The sequence below is a fragment of the Alphaproteobacteria bacterium genome, assembly GCA_039980135.1.
In the GTDB taxonomy this organism is placed as follows: domain Bacteria; phylum Pseudomonadota; class Alphaproteobacteria; order UBA6615; family UBA6615; genus UBA8079.
In genome coordinates this window covers 818,000-833,628 of the sequence record JBDXCV010000003.1, presented here as the reverse complement: position 1 = coordinate 833,628, position 15,629 = coordinate 818,000, and the positions used below count along the sequence as shown (strand labels likewise).

Here is a 15,629-nt window from a genome sequence, read left to right as displayed (position 1 = left end):
ACGAGGTTCGATGTACCCGCAAGGAGCGTTGCGATGAGCGCATTCGATACCAGCAACTCCAGCCCGCATGAAACCGGGCTGTTCCGAAATATTGAATCGTTCCTCCCGGCAATCTCCGCCACGGCTGTTCTGGTCGCAAGCCCACTGATCCTGATCGGCGTGTGGTGGATCGCGTTCGAGTTTCAGCTCGTCGATGCAAACCTTCTGCCTTCGCCGTTCGCGACTCTCGCCGACACCTGGGTCAACATCGTCTCGGGCAACATGCTCGAAGACTTCTGGTACACATTCGTTCGTGTGGCCTATGCCTTCGCCTTCGCCACGGTCTTCGGTGTCCCGGTCGGGATCGTGCTCGGCGTGAACGAGAAGGTCTATCGATCGGTCGAGTTCATGATCGATTTTTTCCGTTCGACGCCGGCGACAGCGATGTTCCCGCTGTTTCTGCTGCTTTTCGGCCTCGGAGATTTCTCCAAGATCGCCGTGGCCGCGTTTGCGGGCTGGCTGATCGTGGTGTTCAACGTTGCCTATGGTGTCATGAACGCACGGCGGACGAGGATGCTGGCGGCCAAGTCCATGGGCTCCTCACGGCTGCGCATCTTCTTCGACGTGGTGTTCTTCGAAACCCTTCCACAAACCTTCGTAGGCATCCGGACGGGCATCTCCATAGCGCTCGTGGTGATCATCGTGGCGGAGATGTTCATCGGTGCCACCGACGGTCTCGGCCACAGGATCATCGACGCGCAGATTTCCTACAACCTCACCGACATGTACGGCTCGATTCTGGTGACCGGCGCCATGGGCTACGGCCTCAACGTGCTGTCCCTCGCCATCGAAAAGTATCTCGTGCACTGGTCTGGCAAATAGCCCAGGCCAATCGCAACGCATTTCCTCCATCCCCAAGATAAGGACAACAACAATGCTCAAGAAACTCCTTGCCGCAACCGGGCTCGCCACGGTTATCGGCGCCGGTGCGGCAATCGGTGCCGGACCCGCACATGCTTGTGACTCCTACGAAGAGGTGACGTCGGCATGGCTACCCATCATGCAGACCACGGCCTACTACGTGGCCCACGAAGAAGGGCTGTTCGAGAAGGCCTGCATCAAGGTCAACTCGAACAAGATGCAGTCACCCAACCACATCATCGATGCCCTTGTCTCAGGGCGGGCAGATTTTGGACCTCCGGGCGCGGCCGCGGGCATCGCGATGCTGGCCGAAGAGAAATTCCCCGGCACCTTCAAGGTATTCGGACTTCAGGGCGGCGGGATCGGGGTCAATCTGATCAACGACGGCCTGATCGTGAAGTCAGGGTCCGACATCAAGAGTTTCGCCGACCTCAAGGGCCACACAATCGGGCATGTTCCCGGCATACAGTGGCGCACGATCACGCGCCACCTTGTGCGTGCAGCGGGTCTCGATCCCGATAAGGACGTGAAGCTGGTCGATCTCGCGGTACCGCAGCAGGTTCCCGCGGTCCTGGGCGGCAGTGTCGACGCGACCCTGTCGCTTGAGCCGGTCGGCTCGATTGCGGCGGCCACGGACGGTGTCGATCGCGCGGTGATCAACCCCGTCGCGCAGGTGATCGCCGATCCGTTCTATTCCGGCGCTGCGGTGCTGACCATGAAGTTCATCAAGGAGCGGCCCGAGGTCGCATGGAAGATCGTACAAATCATCGACGAGGCAACAGCGTTGGCGATGGCAGACTTCGATAAGTACAAGGCCATCATCCCGAATTATACCGCCATTCGGGAAAGTCAGCTCGACCTGCTTGCGAAACCGTACCTGCGCAGCTTCACGGAACTGAACGAGACCGACCTCAACTCCTATCAGGCATTCGTCGACGTCTTCTTCTCCGAAGGTGTGATGAAGAAGAAGATGGATGTGCGGGAAAAGATCCTCCAGACGAGCGACTTTGGCAGCAGTTGATCTTGAGTCAGGACCAGGGAGCGCCACCGGTCGTGCGTTCCCTGGCCCTTCCGATCATGCCGGCCGAAGCCGGTTCGTGAAGTGAGCAACCAAACATGAACTACTTAACATCCGTCAGTGAGGGCGCAATGGATCAGACTACGGTCGCTATGCCGCAGGCAAGCGCGGACGCCCCCTCGGGGCGCCCGGCTCGCCGGGGCCGCCTCGTGATCGAGGGACTGCGCAAGGCATTCGGGAAAACCGTTGTCTATGACGGCTTCGATCTGGAGCTTGAGCTCGGCACGTTGACCAGCGTCTTCGGCCCGAATGGCTGTGGCAAGAGCACGCTGATCAACATGATTTCGGGCCTGATGCCCCGCGACGGCGGAAAGGTGCTGTATGACGGCCGGACCATCGAGGAGACCAACATCTCCTACGTGTTCCAGAATTATCGCGAGGCGCTGTTCCCATGGCTGCGCGCGATCGACAACATTCACTACCCGCTGAAACGCAAGGGTTTTCCGAAGAAACAGCGCGACGAACGGGTCGAACAACTGGTCGAGGATTTCGGCATCCGGATTGACCTGAACGCCTACCCCTATGCGCTGTCCGGCGGGCAGCAGCAGGCTGTCTCGATCCTGCGCGCGCTGGCCCCCGAACCCGACGTGCTGTTTCTCGACGAGCCCTTCTCGGCGCTCGATTACGAGATGACGCTTCTGATGCGCGAAAAATTGCAGTCGGTGTTCGAAAAGTCTGGTACCACAATGATACTCGTGTCCCACGATCTCGAGGAAGCCGTTCAGATGGCCGACAGGGTCTTGTTGCTCACCCGGCGACCGTCAAGGGTCGCCGCGCTGGTCGACAACACATTGCCGCGTCCGCGCAACGCCAACACGCTCACCGAACCGGAGTTCGTCGAGTTGCGGAGCCGGTGCCTCGACATTTTCCAACGCGAGGCGCGCGTCGACGAGCTGGCCCGCTGAACCATACAAAGACCAAGCCAATGCCCCATACACCCGATCCCACCAGTCCGCGCGGATACCATGACATCGGCGGCGATCCCGCCAGCAGAATTCCGAAGACCGAGCTTCCCTGGTTGCACTGGGAGAAACAAACCGAAGCGATCCGAAACCTGCTTGGAGACGGGACGCGCCGGATCATTTCCCTGGACGAGATGCGACGCGGATTCGAGAGTTTCGGTGCGGACAAATACAAGACCCTGTCGTTCTACAGGCGTCGGCTCGACGCCATGATCGACGTGTTGATCGAGAAGAACGTCATCAACCGCGATGAGCTGGACGCCGCGACCGCGGACAAGCGCGAAACATGGGAGAAGGCCGCCGATTCCAGCGAAAACTCATGACCATGACCACGCACCATGGGCACCGGTTTCAGTCCGGCGACAGGGTCACGGTGCTCGACCTGGGCAAGTCGGGCCATGTCCGAATCCCGTTCTACGTCCGGGGCCAGGCCGGCGAAGTGGTGAGTTATTGCGGCACCTATCTCAACCCCGAGGAACTCGCGGTCGGTCTGACCAGCGGTCCCGCCATCGACCTTTATCGCGTCGCCTTTCGCCAGCAGGATCTCTGGCCCAGCGACGACACCCACACGCAACACGACCGGCTGGTAATCGAGATCTACGATCATTGGCTCGCACCGCAGACATGAATGGAGGACCCGGTTAATGACCGACCATGACCATGATCATCAGCATGACGATCACGAAGCACTCGTCGTCGAGGACGAGGCGGGCAATCTAGAGGGCCAGATCATCGTCGATGCGCTGCAGGCCGTCCTGATCGCGCGCGGGCTCCTCACAGCGCCGGAAGTGGTAAAGGAAATTGAAAAGCTCGAATCACCCGGTCTGCATTTGGGCGCAAAGATCGTTGCCAAGGCCTGGGCCGAGCCAGAATACAAGGCACGGTTGCTGGAGAACGGTAAACAGGCGATCGGCGAGATCGGAATCAGTGTTGGCGAGGCACAGATCGTCGTGGTCGAGAACACGGCGGACACGCACAATCTGATTACGTGCACCCTGTGCTCCTGCTACCCCCGGTCGATCCTCGGTCAGCCTCCCTCCTGGTATATCTCCAAGGCCTATCGCGCCCGCGCCGTGCGTGAACCGCGCAACGTGCTCGCCGAGTTCGGCACCGATCTTCCCGAAACCGTGGAACTGATCGTCCACGACAGCAACGCAGACATGCGCTACCTCGTTCTCCCCGAACCACCCGAAGACCCATGCTCGCGCACTGCATCCGAATTGGAATCCCTCGTCACGCGCGACCGGTTGATCGGGGTATCCCGTTAGTCCAGGTGCCCGGCACAGGCAGACAGAGTTGAAGCCGCCGAACGCTCGCCGCATGGGCAGATATTTATAGATTCCTGCGGGGTGTTAATTTCCCGGCATACCTCTTGTCAGCAAGTGCTGACTCACTGATTATAAAGGTGGAGGAGGACCGTTCCCCGGTGGGGCGCCCGGTCTTCAAAACCGGTGAGGGGCGTTAGACGTGCCTGGTGGGTTCGACTCCCACCCTCTTCCGCCAATTCACGACACCCATGCGTGATCCGGAGATGAGGTTTGCGCGCGCGGTGTTTATGCTCACGCCATGACACCGACGGTTCCCATCACTTCCGACATCGTGCTGGTCGGCGGCGGCCACAGCCATGTGGCGGTCCTCAAACGGTTCGGCATGAAGCCCGAACCGGGGGTGCGTCTCACCCTGATCACCCGCGACCTGCTGACCCCTTATTCGGGCATGATCCCGGGTTACATCGCCGACCATTACAGCGAGGCCGAAGCGCATATCGACCTGCGGCCGCTGGCCGCCTTCGCCAACGCGCGCGTCATCCACGCCGCCGCGACGGGGCTCGACCTTGCAAACAATTACGTCCAGGTCGCGGGGCGTCCCCCCGTGGCATTCGATTTTGTCTCCATCGACACGGGCTCGACCCCCGCGACGACCCATATCGACGGTGCGGAACACGCGCTGCCGGTCAAACCCATCGATCGATTCCTCGAGGCCTATCACCGGCTGACCGGGGAGATTCGCGGCCATGACGGCCCGTTCCATATCGCGATCGCCGGCGGCGGCGGCGGGGGGGTCGAGCTCACCCTGGCCCTCAGTCACCGGTTGCGGGCCGCCGCGATCGGTTTGGGCAAGGCACCATCGGATTTTCACTTTGCGATCGTCGAGGCCGAGGACACGCTCCTGCCCGGCTACAACCCCGCCGCGCGGCGCAAGCTCACCCGCGCGCTGTCCGACCGGGGCATCGCCGTGCATACGGGTGTGAAGGTCGAACGGGTCACGCCCGATGCGGTGCACATCTCGAACGGGCAAAGCCTGCCCAGCGACAAGACGATTCTGGTGACATCCGCCGGGCCACCCCTCTGGCTTGCCGATACCGATCTGGCCCGTGACGATCGCGGCTTCGTCCGGGTCGACGACCGGCTCCGCTCGCCCTCCCACCCCCGGCTCTTCGCCGCAGGCGACGCCGCGTCGATGGATGGTCACCGGCTGCCCAAGGCGGGCGTGTATGCCGTGCGCCAGGGTCCGTATCTGGCCGACAACCTCCGCCGCGCCGCGCGTGGCAGACCGCTCAAGGCCTATCGCCCCCAGGGCCAGACCCTCGCCCTGATCACGACCGGCGACCGCTATGCCATCGCCGCGCGCGGCCCGTTCGCGTTGGAAGGCGCCTGGGTGTGGCGCTGGAAAGACTGGATCGACCGGCGCTGGATGGCCAAGTATCAGGAACTGCCCGAGATGGACGCGGACGGCGCCGACGGTGACGACGCGCTCGAGGCCATGCGCTGCGGCGGCTGTGGTGCGAAAGTCCCCGCCCCGGTCCTGCGTCGCGCGCTGGACCGCCTGCCGCCCCAGCACAAGGACGGTCTCGACCAGGGGCTGGATTCACCCGACGACGCCGCGGTGCTCACACCACCGCCGGGCAAAGCGCTGATCCAGACGGTCGATCAGTTCCGCGCCTTCATCGACGACCCGTATCTGTTCGGCCGGATCGCCGCAAACCATTGCCTCGGTGACATCTTCGCGATGGGCGCGGAGGCCCATTCCGCGCTCGCCGCCGTCATGCTGCCCCATGGCGAGGACGACAAGACATCCGACGATCTATACCAACTGCTGGCCGGCGCCACCGAGACCCTGGCCGAGGCCGGGGCCGTACTGGCCGGCGGCCACACGGGCGAAGGTGCCGAGATGGCCTTCGGCCTGACCATCAACGGTTATGCCGACCGCGACGCGATCCTGCGCAAGTCCGGCCTTGCGGTCGGCGACACGCTGATCCTGACCAAGCCGCTCGGCACCGGCGTGTTGTTCGCCGCCGACATGCGGGCCAAGGCCAATGGCGATGACGTGACAACCGCGTTCGAATCCATGCAGCGCTCCATCGCGCCCTGTATTCCCGTGATCCGCAAATACGGCGCGTCGGCGGGCACGGACGTCACCGGATTCGGGCTCGCGGGCCATCTGCTGGAGATGCTCAACGCCTCGGGCGTCGATGCGGAAATGATGCTCGACGCGCTGCCGATCCTGCCGGGGGTCGTGAAACTGGTGGCGCTGGGCCATGAGAGCACCCTTCGGCCGGGCAACGAGGAATCCGTCGGCAACGCCGTGCCGTTGGCCGCGCATCCGAGTTTTCCGTTGCTGTTCGATCCGCAGACCGCAGGTGGTTTGCTGTTTGGCCTGCCCGCCGACCGGGCCGAGGCCTGCCTCGCGGAATTGCGCGCCGGTCCCGCGCCGGATGCCGCCATCATCGGGCGGGTGACCCCGCGGCGGGGAACCGTCGGCGTGGTCAGTTTCACGGACCCGGCCTGAGTTTCCAGTTCGAACCTCGGCGCTATCGCGTGAATAAAAAAGGCCCTCCCGACGGGGAGGGCCTTTTCAATAACGAAAGAAACGCCGCGTCAGCCGTGGGCCGTGCGGTGGCGCTGATGGGTGGGAACAATGGCCGTTACCGACAGAGCCTTGAAGCCCTTATCTTCACTCTCCATCGCCCAGTTGCGGATCTCGACGAGCACCTTGCCCAGGGTCGTCTCGCCCCACAGCCAGTTGCCGATATCGAGATCGGTGACCCGGCCATCGGGCCGCGCAATCGCCGCCTCCATGTAGTAGTAGCGGATATCGTCGGCCATATGCTTGAAGGCCAACGCCGCCGGCTTGCCCTCGATCGGTGATGCTGTGTCTTCGCGGTTCACCACGAGACTGGCCAGAAAAGCCGGAATTTCCTCGGGTGCCTTGCCCGATATCCCGTAATTCGTCCGGCCGCCACGGCTCTGTTTGGACTCTTCATACCAGGGCTTCAGCAGGGCGACTTCCTGCAGCAGGGTCTGCTCCAGAAGCTCCTGATCGCTGACATCCTCGATCGGCGCGGCGAAGTTGACCGGGCAGGCCCAGCCTTCCGGCTGTTCCACATCGGCTCCCGGTGGGTCGTCGGGGAAGTCCTCGAGCACCGGGCCCGATTCACGTTCCAGTAGCTCCAGGCATTCACGCAGCACGCGGCGCTGGAAGTCCGGCTCGTTCGGCCCGCCCAGGGGGCGGCCGAGTTCGAAGGGTACCGCGAGTGCACGCGGCGGTTTGATTTCCTCGGCATGCTTGCGGATCAGCGCGATCTGCGTCGTCGGAATGCCTTCTTCTTCGAGATAATGTGCAAGCCCGCCCACGGCGCGCGTGCATTGGGGTCAGACGGGGACCAGTGCGACAGCGTCGACATTGTCCGCCTTGAGAACCTTCGCGAGGTCGCGCGCGATCGGCTCCATCACCGTCGGCGGCGTCGCCCCCATGAAGGAAAAGTGCCGGCTCGCGACCGAACCTATCACATCCTCATCGGCCAGCTCTTTCAGACGATCGAAAGGAAAGGATGTGTTGACGTCCTGGTAGAAACCGCTGCGATCGAAATTGGTCGACACATGGCTCATCACCAAATCGTCCATGTCGTAATCGTCCGGGATGATCCGGTAATCGCCCGCACCCGGCGTGAACGGATCGTCCTCGCGGCGATGCAGGCCGGCGGTCGAAATCAGCGCAACCCGGCATTCGTTCAGCGGCTTGGGCGTGACCCATGGCGTGTCGCCATATTCGGGCAGTTCCTGATTGATCAGCGCATCGCGCAGATGATCAGGCATTTCGCGCAAATGGACCATAAATTCTCCTCAGATCGAAATTTCGGGAACTCTATCAGCACGGCTGGCGCGCAACAACGACACTGCCTGAACAGCACCTTTGCTCCCGACGCATTGCTCGGAAACCGTCAGGCCGCGCGCATGTCCGCTGCGGTCGTGCCGGTCGAGGTGTTCTCGGCGTATTTGCGCCAGTTCTCGATGAGCACGTCGGGCGCCGCCGACCCTACGGTAACCGACGGGCGCTGGCTCATGAGTTGCAGCCAGCCCTTCAGCAAAACGCATTCGTCGGGGATCTGGAAGCCACGGTAGTGGCTCAGCACGCCGACCCGCTGCATATGCGGCAGGAAGGTCAGGTCGACGAGGCTGATATCGTCTCCCATCCAGTAGGAGCCGTCGCCCAGCTTGCCGAGCCCCTCATGCTCCATCATCAGCATGGCGTTGGTCAGGCGCTCCGCCTGAAACGCCTGCGCGTCGGCGTCCTGCGCCAACATCAGCTTGTAGACATGGGGCGTGAAGCGGACATTGGCGAAGTCGATCCAGATGCGCGCCTGGGCACGGCGCACCGGATCGGCCGGCAGCAGCGGCCGTTCGGGGAATACCTCTTCGAGATACTCGTTGATCACGGCGGATTCGAAGATCACCGCGCCGTTATGGCGCAGCACCGGGACCTTGCCATAGGGCGAGATTTCCAGGAACCAGTCGGGCTTGTCGTTGAGATCGACCGCCGTGAGCTCGTGGTCGATTTCCTTCTCGATCAGCGCCATGCGGGTGCGCTGCGCGAACGGACAACTCGAAGAACTGATGATTTCGACTTTGGCCATGTAACGTCTCCGTATTCGGTCTTGTTAATATTTACCCGGCGGCTTGAGCACCCGCCGCTGCAACTGCGCCAGGACCCCGCGAAACACGTCTAAGCGTTCTCGGCGCTCGTTTCCAAACGCGCAAGCTTGTTCAGGGTCTCATTGGCGTTGCCGTACAGCCCCGTGAAAATGTCGCGGAGTGCGTCGATTTTGCCACGGGATTTCATCCGCGCAAAAATCCCGTCAACGCTTGGCTTTGCACAACGTATTGTCAAACGGGTGCCACTTCCAATCGGTTGCATTTCTATTGTCTGCTCGACACTGAAGCCAAGCGGGGTCTCGATCTGGTAGCTGATGTAGTCGAACGGGCGCCAATCCGACACCGTGACCGGAACAATCATGTTGTTCCCATGGTCACAATACTGAACCGTGTCGATCCCGATTCGGCCGTGATCCGTCCCTTCCAACGAGATGGCCTCGACACCCGTGATCCATTGCGTTCGATATTGCGGCTCCGTGCACAACTCCCAGGCACGGCACGGCGGCACAGGCAGATCGATGTTCAGTTCGTCGATCAGCAACGATTCGGATTTTTCCACGAAACGACGAATCCCGCGCCGCAGACGCTCCCAGACGGGCACCAGCGGATAGACATATGCGTTTATCTCACCGAGATGCTCAATTTCCTCCGTCCGGATCTCCAGCTCTTCGAAAAACGAACTCAGCTTCATGTGATCCACGGCGATGGACGTCAGCATGGCGTAGCCGGAATGTCCGGTGTCCTGGGTGACCGTATTCTTAGCCAGGCGGTGCAGGGCGACAACGGCAGACCCGGAAAGCTCGTCGCGATCGCCGATGCGATTACAGGCATATTCCCCGTAATGAACGACCAGTTTCAGATCCAGTGCGCCCGCCAGTTGCGCTGGGTCACTGGGGCAATTGGCGCCGTATCGCAACGCCGCGACCCGATCCGCGAACGCACAGTAAAGCGAATCAACCGCCTCCAGCACCGTTTGGCCGCTGGCATTCCCGTCATCCGGCGCGTAGATAAAAATTGCGTCCCCGACGACATTTCCCACCTTGAACGGCGGATTGACTGTCGCGACAAGTTCGTCGAGTAGGCCGGCAGTGATTTGTCCGCCAATATCCGTGGGAGTATTCGCCAGGAAACTCGTGTAGCCAGCTATATCCGCCAGAACAAGAAAGCCGTTTTGTGCCGTCATGATTGACCAACCTCAACACTGAGCCTCTGGGTGAACCAGTACCCACGCATATTTTACCCGTAATTCCCACCAAGGTGAACGAGACTTACTGAAGACAATGTCGGACAAGAGCCAACAGTCATTATTCGTACAGGCAAATCACATGCCTGGATTCAGCCGGCATCGCGCGCATTTGTAAGCCGTGGGTTCACACTGTCATTCCCTAGTACTTGCCCAGTGCCTTGAGCACCCGTTCCGGCGTCACCGGCTGGGCCCAGACGGAGGCGTTGAAGGGACTGAGCGCATCGTTGATCGCGTTCAGGATCGCGCCGGGCGCACCGGCCGTGCCCGCCTCGCCCGCGCCCTTGGCGCCGAGCTCGGATTCCCGGGTCAGGGTCTCGATATGGCCGATCTCGATGTCCGGCATCTCGCCGGCCATGGGCACCAGATAGTCGGCCATGTTGGCGTTGAGGAAGTTGCCTTCGCTGTCATAGCGGCACTCCTCATACAGCACACCGCCGATCCCCTGGACAATTGAGCCGCGCACCTGCTCGTCGACCAGCAGCGGGTTGATGACCTTGCCGCAATCCTCGACGCACCAGTATTTGAGCAGTTCCACCGTCCCGGTCTCCGGGTCGACCTCGGCGATCACCGCCTGGAAGCTGTTGGTCATCGCGACCGGGTATTTCTTGGGGATGTAATGGCGCGTCGCCATCATCTCCGACTGGAAATTCTGCGGCAACGTATCCGGCCGGAAATATGCCACCCGCGCCACTTCTTCGAGCGGCATGCGTTCTTCCCGGCTCACCCGGTCCACCACAACCCCGGCGCTGATATCCAGTGTCTCGCGCTCGGTCTGGAGCAGGATCGCCGCCACATCGAGCACGTTATGGCGGAGCGCCTTGGCCGCCTGCAGGGCGGCCTCACCCGCGATGCCGGCCCCGCCCGAGCCGCCCGCGCCCCAGCCGACCGGCACATTATCCGTGTCGCCGGAGATCACCTTCACCTTGTCGGGCGTGGTGCCGAACGCGGTCGCCGTAACCTGCTGAACCACGGCCTCGCTGCCCTGGCCCTGTTCCGTGATGGAGGTCTGGACGATCACCGCGCCGGTCGCATCCATCCGTGCCGCCGCCCCGTCCTGGGACGAAATCCGCGCGCCGCCGAGGCCATAGGTGTGCGGGCCGGGATTGGTCATCTCGACCAGGGTCGCGAATCCGATACCGCGATAGATGCCTTTTTCGCGCAGCTCCGCCTGTTCGGCCCGGAAGCCTTTGTAGTCGAACATCGACAGCAGCTTGTCGAGCGAGGCCTCGTGAGAAAGCCCCTCCATCTTGAGCCCGGTGATGAACTCGCACGGATACCCGTCGTCCGGCATCAGGTTGCGCCGGCGGATATCCACCGGGTCCATGCCCAGCGCACGCGCCCCCTCGTCCATCAGGGTCTCCGTGATCGCCACGGCCACCGGATGGCCGACCGCGCGATACTGGCTCATCGGGGTCTTGTTCTGGAACACGACCCGCGCGCGCGCCTTGTAATTCTTGTGGGTGTAGGGCGCGCCCACATAGTTGATGACCTGCAGGGCTTCCAGCGCACTGGTGCGCGGATACATCGAGTAGGCGCCGACCCCCGTCAGATCGTCCATCTCGAAGCCCAGCAGCTCGCCGTCGGCGGCGAAGGCCGCGCGCACCGTCGCCCGGTGATCGCGGGCATGCAGATCGGTGAGGAAGGATTCCAGCCGGTCGGCGATGAACTTCACCGGCCGCTTCAGGATCATCGAGATCGCCGCCGTGGCCATCTCGTCGGGATAGGTGTGGCCCTTGACGCCGAAGGCGCCGCCCACATCGCCGCACACGATGCGTACATTCTGGTTCTCGATGCCCAGATGACGCGCGAACAGATCCTGCATCATGTGCGGGGCCTGGTGGGAATGATAGGCGGTCAACCGATGCTCGGACGCCGAGTAGTCGGCGATGATCGAACGGGTTTCCATGCACACGCCGGTGTGGCGGCCGAAATCCAGGGTCCGCTCGACGATTTTGTCGGCGTTCGCGAAGGCCGTGGCCGTGTCGCCGATGTCGTGATTCATCTCGAACAGAAGATTGTCGCCCAGGTCGGGATGCATGACCGGCGTGGCATCGTCCATCGCCACTTCAGGGTCCGCGAGAACCGGCAGTTCCTCGAACTCGACCTCGAGAATCTGGACGGCATCCTCGGCCTCCGCGCGGCTGGCAGCGACCACCGCGGCAATCGGTTCGCCCTGCCAGCAGGCGCGATCGACAGCGAGCGCATGCTGTGGTGCGGATTTCATCCCCTTGAAATGCGCCAGGGTGCCGACCCACGGCGTACACACCTCGGCGACCTCCTTGCCGGTGATCACCCGCAGGACACCCGGGCAGGCCAGGGCCGCCGTATCATCGATCGAGACAATCCGCGCATGGGCATAAGGCGAGCGGTAATAGACGACATGGACCATGCGCGGCAGGGTCAGGTCATCGACATACTGCCCGTCGCCCGCAACAAGCCGACGTACATTGGCACGCGGCACGGATGCGCCAATGTAATTGTCTACGCGGTCGAGGACGCTGCCCTCGTCGGTCTCATTGGCTACACTCATGGTTTCCGCCCCTTTTCCACGCTTTGGAATTTATCGGGTCAAAAGGTACAACTCGGGAGACGATGGGGCCAGCCCGCTATAGGAGAAGGCTCATCACAATCGGGAATGTGTGGCGAACGGATGATTCAGGGCGAGAACAGGAAACTCTGGCTTTCGATCCGGCGCAGTCTGCGCGGCCGGTGCCCAAATTGCGGCGACGCGCCGTTGTTCCGGGCCTACCTCAAGCAGGTCGACAATTGCGCGGACTGCGGCGAGGCATGGTCGGAGGTCCGCTCCGACGACGCCGCCCCCTGGCTGACGATCCTGATCGTCGGCCACCTCATGGCGCCGGTGATGATCCACATGATCAGGCATCAGTATTTCGAGCCCTGGGTCTCGGCGGCGATCCTGATCCCGATCATCATCGGGCTGTCGCTGGTGATACTGCCGTTCGCCAAGGCGGGCTTCATGGCCGCGATCTGGTCGTTGCGGGCGAACAGCTCGTAGTCTTTATAGAAGTCGTCATGCCCGCCCTCGCGCTGTGCACGTTGGCGGAATAACAGCCTCTAGTACTTCCCCAGCGCCTTCAGGATCCGCTCCGGCGTGATCGGCTGGTGGGCGAGCCGCACATCGAACGGCAACAGCGCGTCGTTGATCGCGTTCATGATCACCCCCGGCGCACCGGCCGTGCCGGCCTCGCCCGCGCCCTTCGCGCCGAGCTCGGAATCCGCCGTCGGCGTCTCCACATGCCCAACCATAATGTCCGGCATCTCGCCCGCCATGGGCACCAGATAATCCGCCATGTTGGCGTTCACGAGGTTCCCCGCCGCGTCGTAGCGGCACTCCTCCATCAGAGCCCCGCCGAGCCCCTGGATCACGCCGCCGCGCACCTGCTCGTCGACCAGCTGCGGGTTGAGAACCGTGCCGCAATCCTCGACCACCCAGTAATTCAGGAACTTCAGGAAGCCCGTTTCGGGATCGACCTCGACGTAACAGGCCTGGATGCCGTTGGTGAAGGCAATGTTGTATTCCCGCGGCACGAAATGGCGCGTCGCCATCAGCTCCGGCTGGAACCCCTTGGGGATGAGGTCCGAGCGGAAATAGGAAATCCGCGCCACCTCGTCGAGGCCCATGCGCTCGTTGCCCGTGTCGTTGTCGACGACCACACCCTCGCGGATATCGAGCATCGCCGGGTCGGCCTGCAGCAACTGGCCGGCGATATCCTTGATGTTGTAGCGCAGCGCCTTGGCCGCCCGCAGGACGGCCTCGCCGCCAATGCCCGCCCCGCGCGAGCCCCATGTGCCGCCGCCGGTCGGCACGTTGTCCGTGTCGCCCGTGATCACCTTGACCAGGTCCGGCGTGGTGCCGAATGCGGTGGCCGCGATCTGCGCCATTACCCCGTCGGTGCCCTGTCCCTGTTCGGTGACAGATGTGTGCACGACGATGGAGCCGCTCGAATCGAGCCGCACCTGCGCGCCATCCTGGGACGAAATCCGCGCCCCGCCGATGCCGTACATGGCCGCACCCGGGTTGGTCAGCTCGATCATCGCTGCGAAGCCAATGCCGCGATAGACGCCCTCGCCGCGCAGCGCGTCGCGCTCCGCCTTCATCGCGTCGTAATCCATCGAGGCCAGCAGCTTGTCGAGGGACTGGTGATGGGACAGCCCCTCGAACGCAACGCCGCTCGCCCCCTTGGTCGGGTAGGCGTCATCGGCAATCAGATTGCGCCGGCGGATATCGACCGGGTCGATCCCGAGCGCCCGCGCGCCCTTGTCCACCATGGCCTCGGTCACGGCGAAGGCGATCGGATGACCGACCGCGCGGTACTGGCACATGACATTCTTGTTCTGGAACACGACCTGCGCCTTGGCGCGATAATTCTGATGCTTGTACGGCCCACCCGTGAAGTTCAACACCTGGTTGGCCTCCATCGCGCTGGTGCGCGGATACATGGAGTAAGGCCCGACACCCGTCAGATCGTCGATCTCGATCGCGGTGATATCGCCATCCTTGGTAAAACCCATCTTCGCATGCACCCGGTGCGCGCGGGCATGGATATCGGTGAGAAAGGATTCGAGCCGGTCGGCTGCGAACTTGACCGGGCGGCACAGCATCTTCGACAGCGCCACGGTCGCCATCTCGTCGGCATAGACATGCACCTTGATGCCGAACGAGCCGCCGACATCCTTGCAGACGACCCGCACCTGGCCTTCCGGCACACCGACATGCTTGGCGAAGATATGCTGCATCATGTGCGGGGCCTGGTTCGACATATGCACGGTCAGCTGATCATCGGCCTCGTTATAGTCGGCGAGGAGTACGCGCGGTTCCAGGGTCACGCCGGTGTGGCGGTCGAAATTGTAGGTCTCCTCGACGACAAGGTCCGCGGCGGCAAAGGCCGCATCCACATCGCCGGCCTCGACCCCGTTCTCGAACGCGATGTTGTCCCCCAGTTCGGGATGAATCACCGGGGTGTCCGGGTCGCCCGCCGTCTCCGCGTCCGTGACGGCGGGGAGTTCCGCATACTCGACGATCACCGCCGCTGCGGCGTCCTCGGCCTCGGCCCGGCTGTTCGCCACCACCGCCACCACGGCCTCGCCTTGCCAGCTGACCTTGTTCACGGCGATCGCATGTTGCGGGGCGGATTTGAGGCCCTTGAAATGGGTCAGCACCCCGACCCAGGGCTCGCAATAATCGGCCAGTTCGGCGCCGGTCACGACCCGCACGACCCCGGGCATCCCGGCAGCCTCACTGGTGTCGATCGACGTTATATTCGCATGGGCATGGGGTGAACGCAGGAACACCGCATGGACCATGCGGGGTAGGGTCAGGTCATCGACGAACTGGCCCTTGCCGCGCACCAGCTTGCGCACATTCGGGCGCGGCACCACCTTGCCGATGTAACTGTTGGGGCGCCCCAGGACGCTCGAATCCGGGCCGGCTGCTTCGTCAGTCAGGGCTTCGTCGGTCATCGTCTCTCTCCACGCGTGCATTTCGGTCC

General features: G+C 62.7%; 14 protein-coding genes and 1 tRNA gene. 9 read left to right on the top strand and 6 right to left on the bottom strand.

Features of this window, described 5'->3' with window-relative positions:
- Positions 1-33: 33 nt before the first annotated feature.
- From ABJ363_05945 to selD, 8 genes are all read left to right on the top strand, one after another.
- Entirely contained in the window at positions 34-861 is an 828-nt protein-coding gene (locus ABJ363_05945; GenBank protein ID MEP4378523.1) for an ABC transporter permease, read from the top strand.
- Positions 862-913: 52 nt separating this feature from the next.
- Positions 914-1,921 (top strand): ABC transporter substrate-binding protein, encoded by a 1,008-nt coding sequence (locus ABJ363_05940; protein ID MEP4378522.1) that lies wholly within the window; start codon positions 914-916, stop codon positions 1,919-1,921.
- 149 nt (positions 1,922-2,070) lie between these two features.
- Positions 2,071-2,883 (top strand): ABC transporter ATP-binding protein, encoded by an 813-nt coding sequence (locus ABJ363_05935; GenBank protein MEP4378521.1) that lies wholly within the window; start codon positions 2,071-2,073, stop codon positions 2,881-2,883.
- Positions 2,884-2,903: 20 nt separating this feature from the next.
- Positions 2,904-3,263, top strand: coding sequence for a nitrile hydratase (locus tag ABJ363_05930; GenBank protein MEP4378520.1), 360 nt, complete (start codon positions 2,904-2,906; stop codon positions 3,261-3,263).
- A gap of 2 nt (positions 3,264-3,265) precedes the next feature.
- A complete protein-coding gene (locus ABJ363_05925; protein MEP4378519.1) occupies positions 3,266-3,568 on the top strand; it encodes an SH3-like domain-containing protein in 303 nt (100 codons plus the stop codon).
- A gap of 16 nt (positions 3,569-3,584) precedes the next feature.
- Positions 3,585-4,208 (top strand): nitrile hydratase subunit alpha, encoded by a 624-nt coding sequence (locus tag ABJ363_05920; protein ID MEP4378518.1) that lies wholly within the window; start codon positions 3,585-3,587, stop codon positions 4,206-4,208.
- 139 nt (positions 4,209-4,347) lie between these two features.
- Positions 4,348-4,443: transfer RNA gene (locus ABJ363_05915), tRNA-Sec, on the top strand.
- 63 nt (positions 4,444-4,506) lie between these two features.
- Positions 4,507-6,729: a selenide, water dikinase SelD gene (selD, locus tag ABJ363_05910; GenBank protein MEP4378517.1), complete on the top strand. Its 2,223-nt coding sequence runs from the start codon at positions 4,507-4,509 to the stop codon at positions 6,727-6,729.
- A gap of 89 nt (positions 6,730-6,818) precedes the next feature.
- Here the strand turns inward: selD and ABJ363_05905 are convergent, their stop codons facing one another.
- The 5 genes from ABJ363_05905 to ABJ363_05885 all read right to left on the bottom strand — a co-directional run bounded on the left by ABJ363_05905 (position 6,819) and on the right by ABJ363_05885 (position 12,649).
- Positions 6,819-7,574 (bottom strand): hypothetical protein, encoded by a 756-nt coding sequence (locus ABJ363_05905; protein MEP4378516.1) that lies wholly within the window; start codon positions 7,572-7,574, stop codon positions 6,819-6,821.
- 18 nt (positions 7,575-7,592) lie between these two features.
- The gene (locus ABJ363_05900; GenBank protein ID MEP4378515.1) at positions 7,593-8,054 is read right to left on the bottom strand and encodes a glycine/sarcosine/betaine reductase selenoprotein B family protein; all 462 of its coding nucleotides are present in this window, start codon (positions 8,052-8,054) and stop codon (positions 7,593-7,595) included.
- Between the two features lie 107 nt (positions 8,055-8,161).
- The gene (locus ABJ363_05895; GenBank protein ID MEP4378514.1) at positions 8,162-8,854 is read right to left on the bottom strand and encodes a glutathione S-transferase family protein; all 693 of its coding nucleotides are present in this window, start codon (positions 8,852-8,854) and stop codon (positions 8,162-8,164) included.
- 89 nt (positions 8,855-8,943) lie between these two features.
- The gene (locus tag ABJ363_05890) at positions 8,944-10,056 is read right to left on the bottom strand and encodes a DUF2652 domain-containing protein (protein MEP4378513.1); all 1,113 of its coding nucleotides are present in this window, start codon (positions 10,054-10,056) and stop codon (positions 8,944-8,946) included.
- 202 nt (positions 10,057-10,258) lie between these two features.
- Complete coding sequence (locus ABJ363_05885) at positions 10,259-12,649, bottom strand: xanthine dehydrogenase family protein molybdopterin-binding subunit (GenBank protein ID MEP4378512.1); 2,391 nt, start codon at positions 12,647-12,649, stop codon at positions 10,259-10,261.
- Between the two features lie 120 nt (positions 12,650-12,769).
- Here ABJ363_05885 and ABJ363_05880 point away from each other — a divergent pair, with 120 nt between their 5' ends.
- Positions 12,770-13,135 (top strand): DUF983 domain-containing protein, encoded by a 366-nt coding sequence (locus ABJ363_05880; GenBank protein MEP4378511.1) that lies wholly within the window; start codon positions 12,770-12,772, stop codon positions 13,133-13,135.
- 59 nt (positions 13,136-13,194) lie between these two features.
- On the opposite strand, the gene ABJ363_05875 is transcribed toward ABJ363_05880, so the two are convergent.
- On the bottom strand, positions 13,195-15,600 hold the full coding sequence (locus tag ABJ363_05875) for a xanthine dehydrogenase family protein molybdopterin-binding subunit (protein MEP4378510.1): 2,406 nt from the start codon (positions 15,598-15,600) through the stop codon (positions 13,195-13,197).
- Between the last annotated feature and the right edge of the window lie 29 nt (positions 15,601-15,629).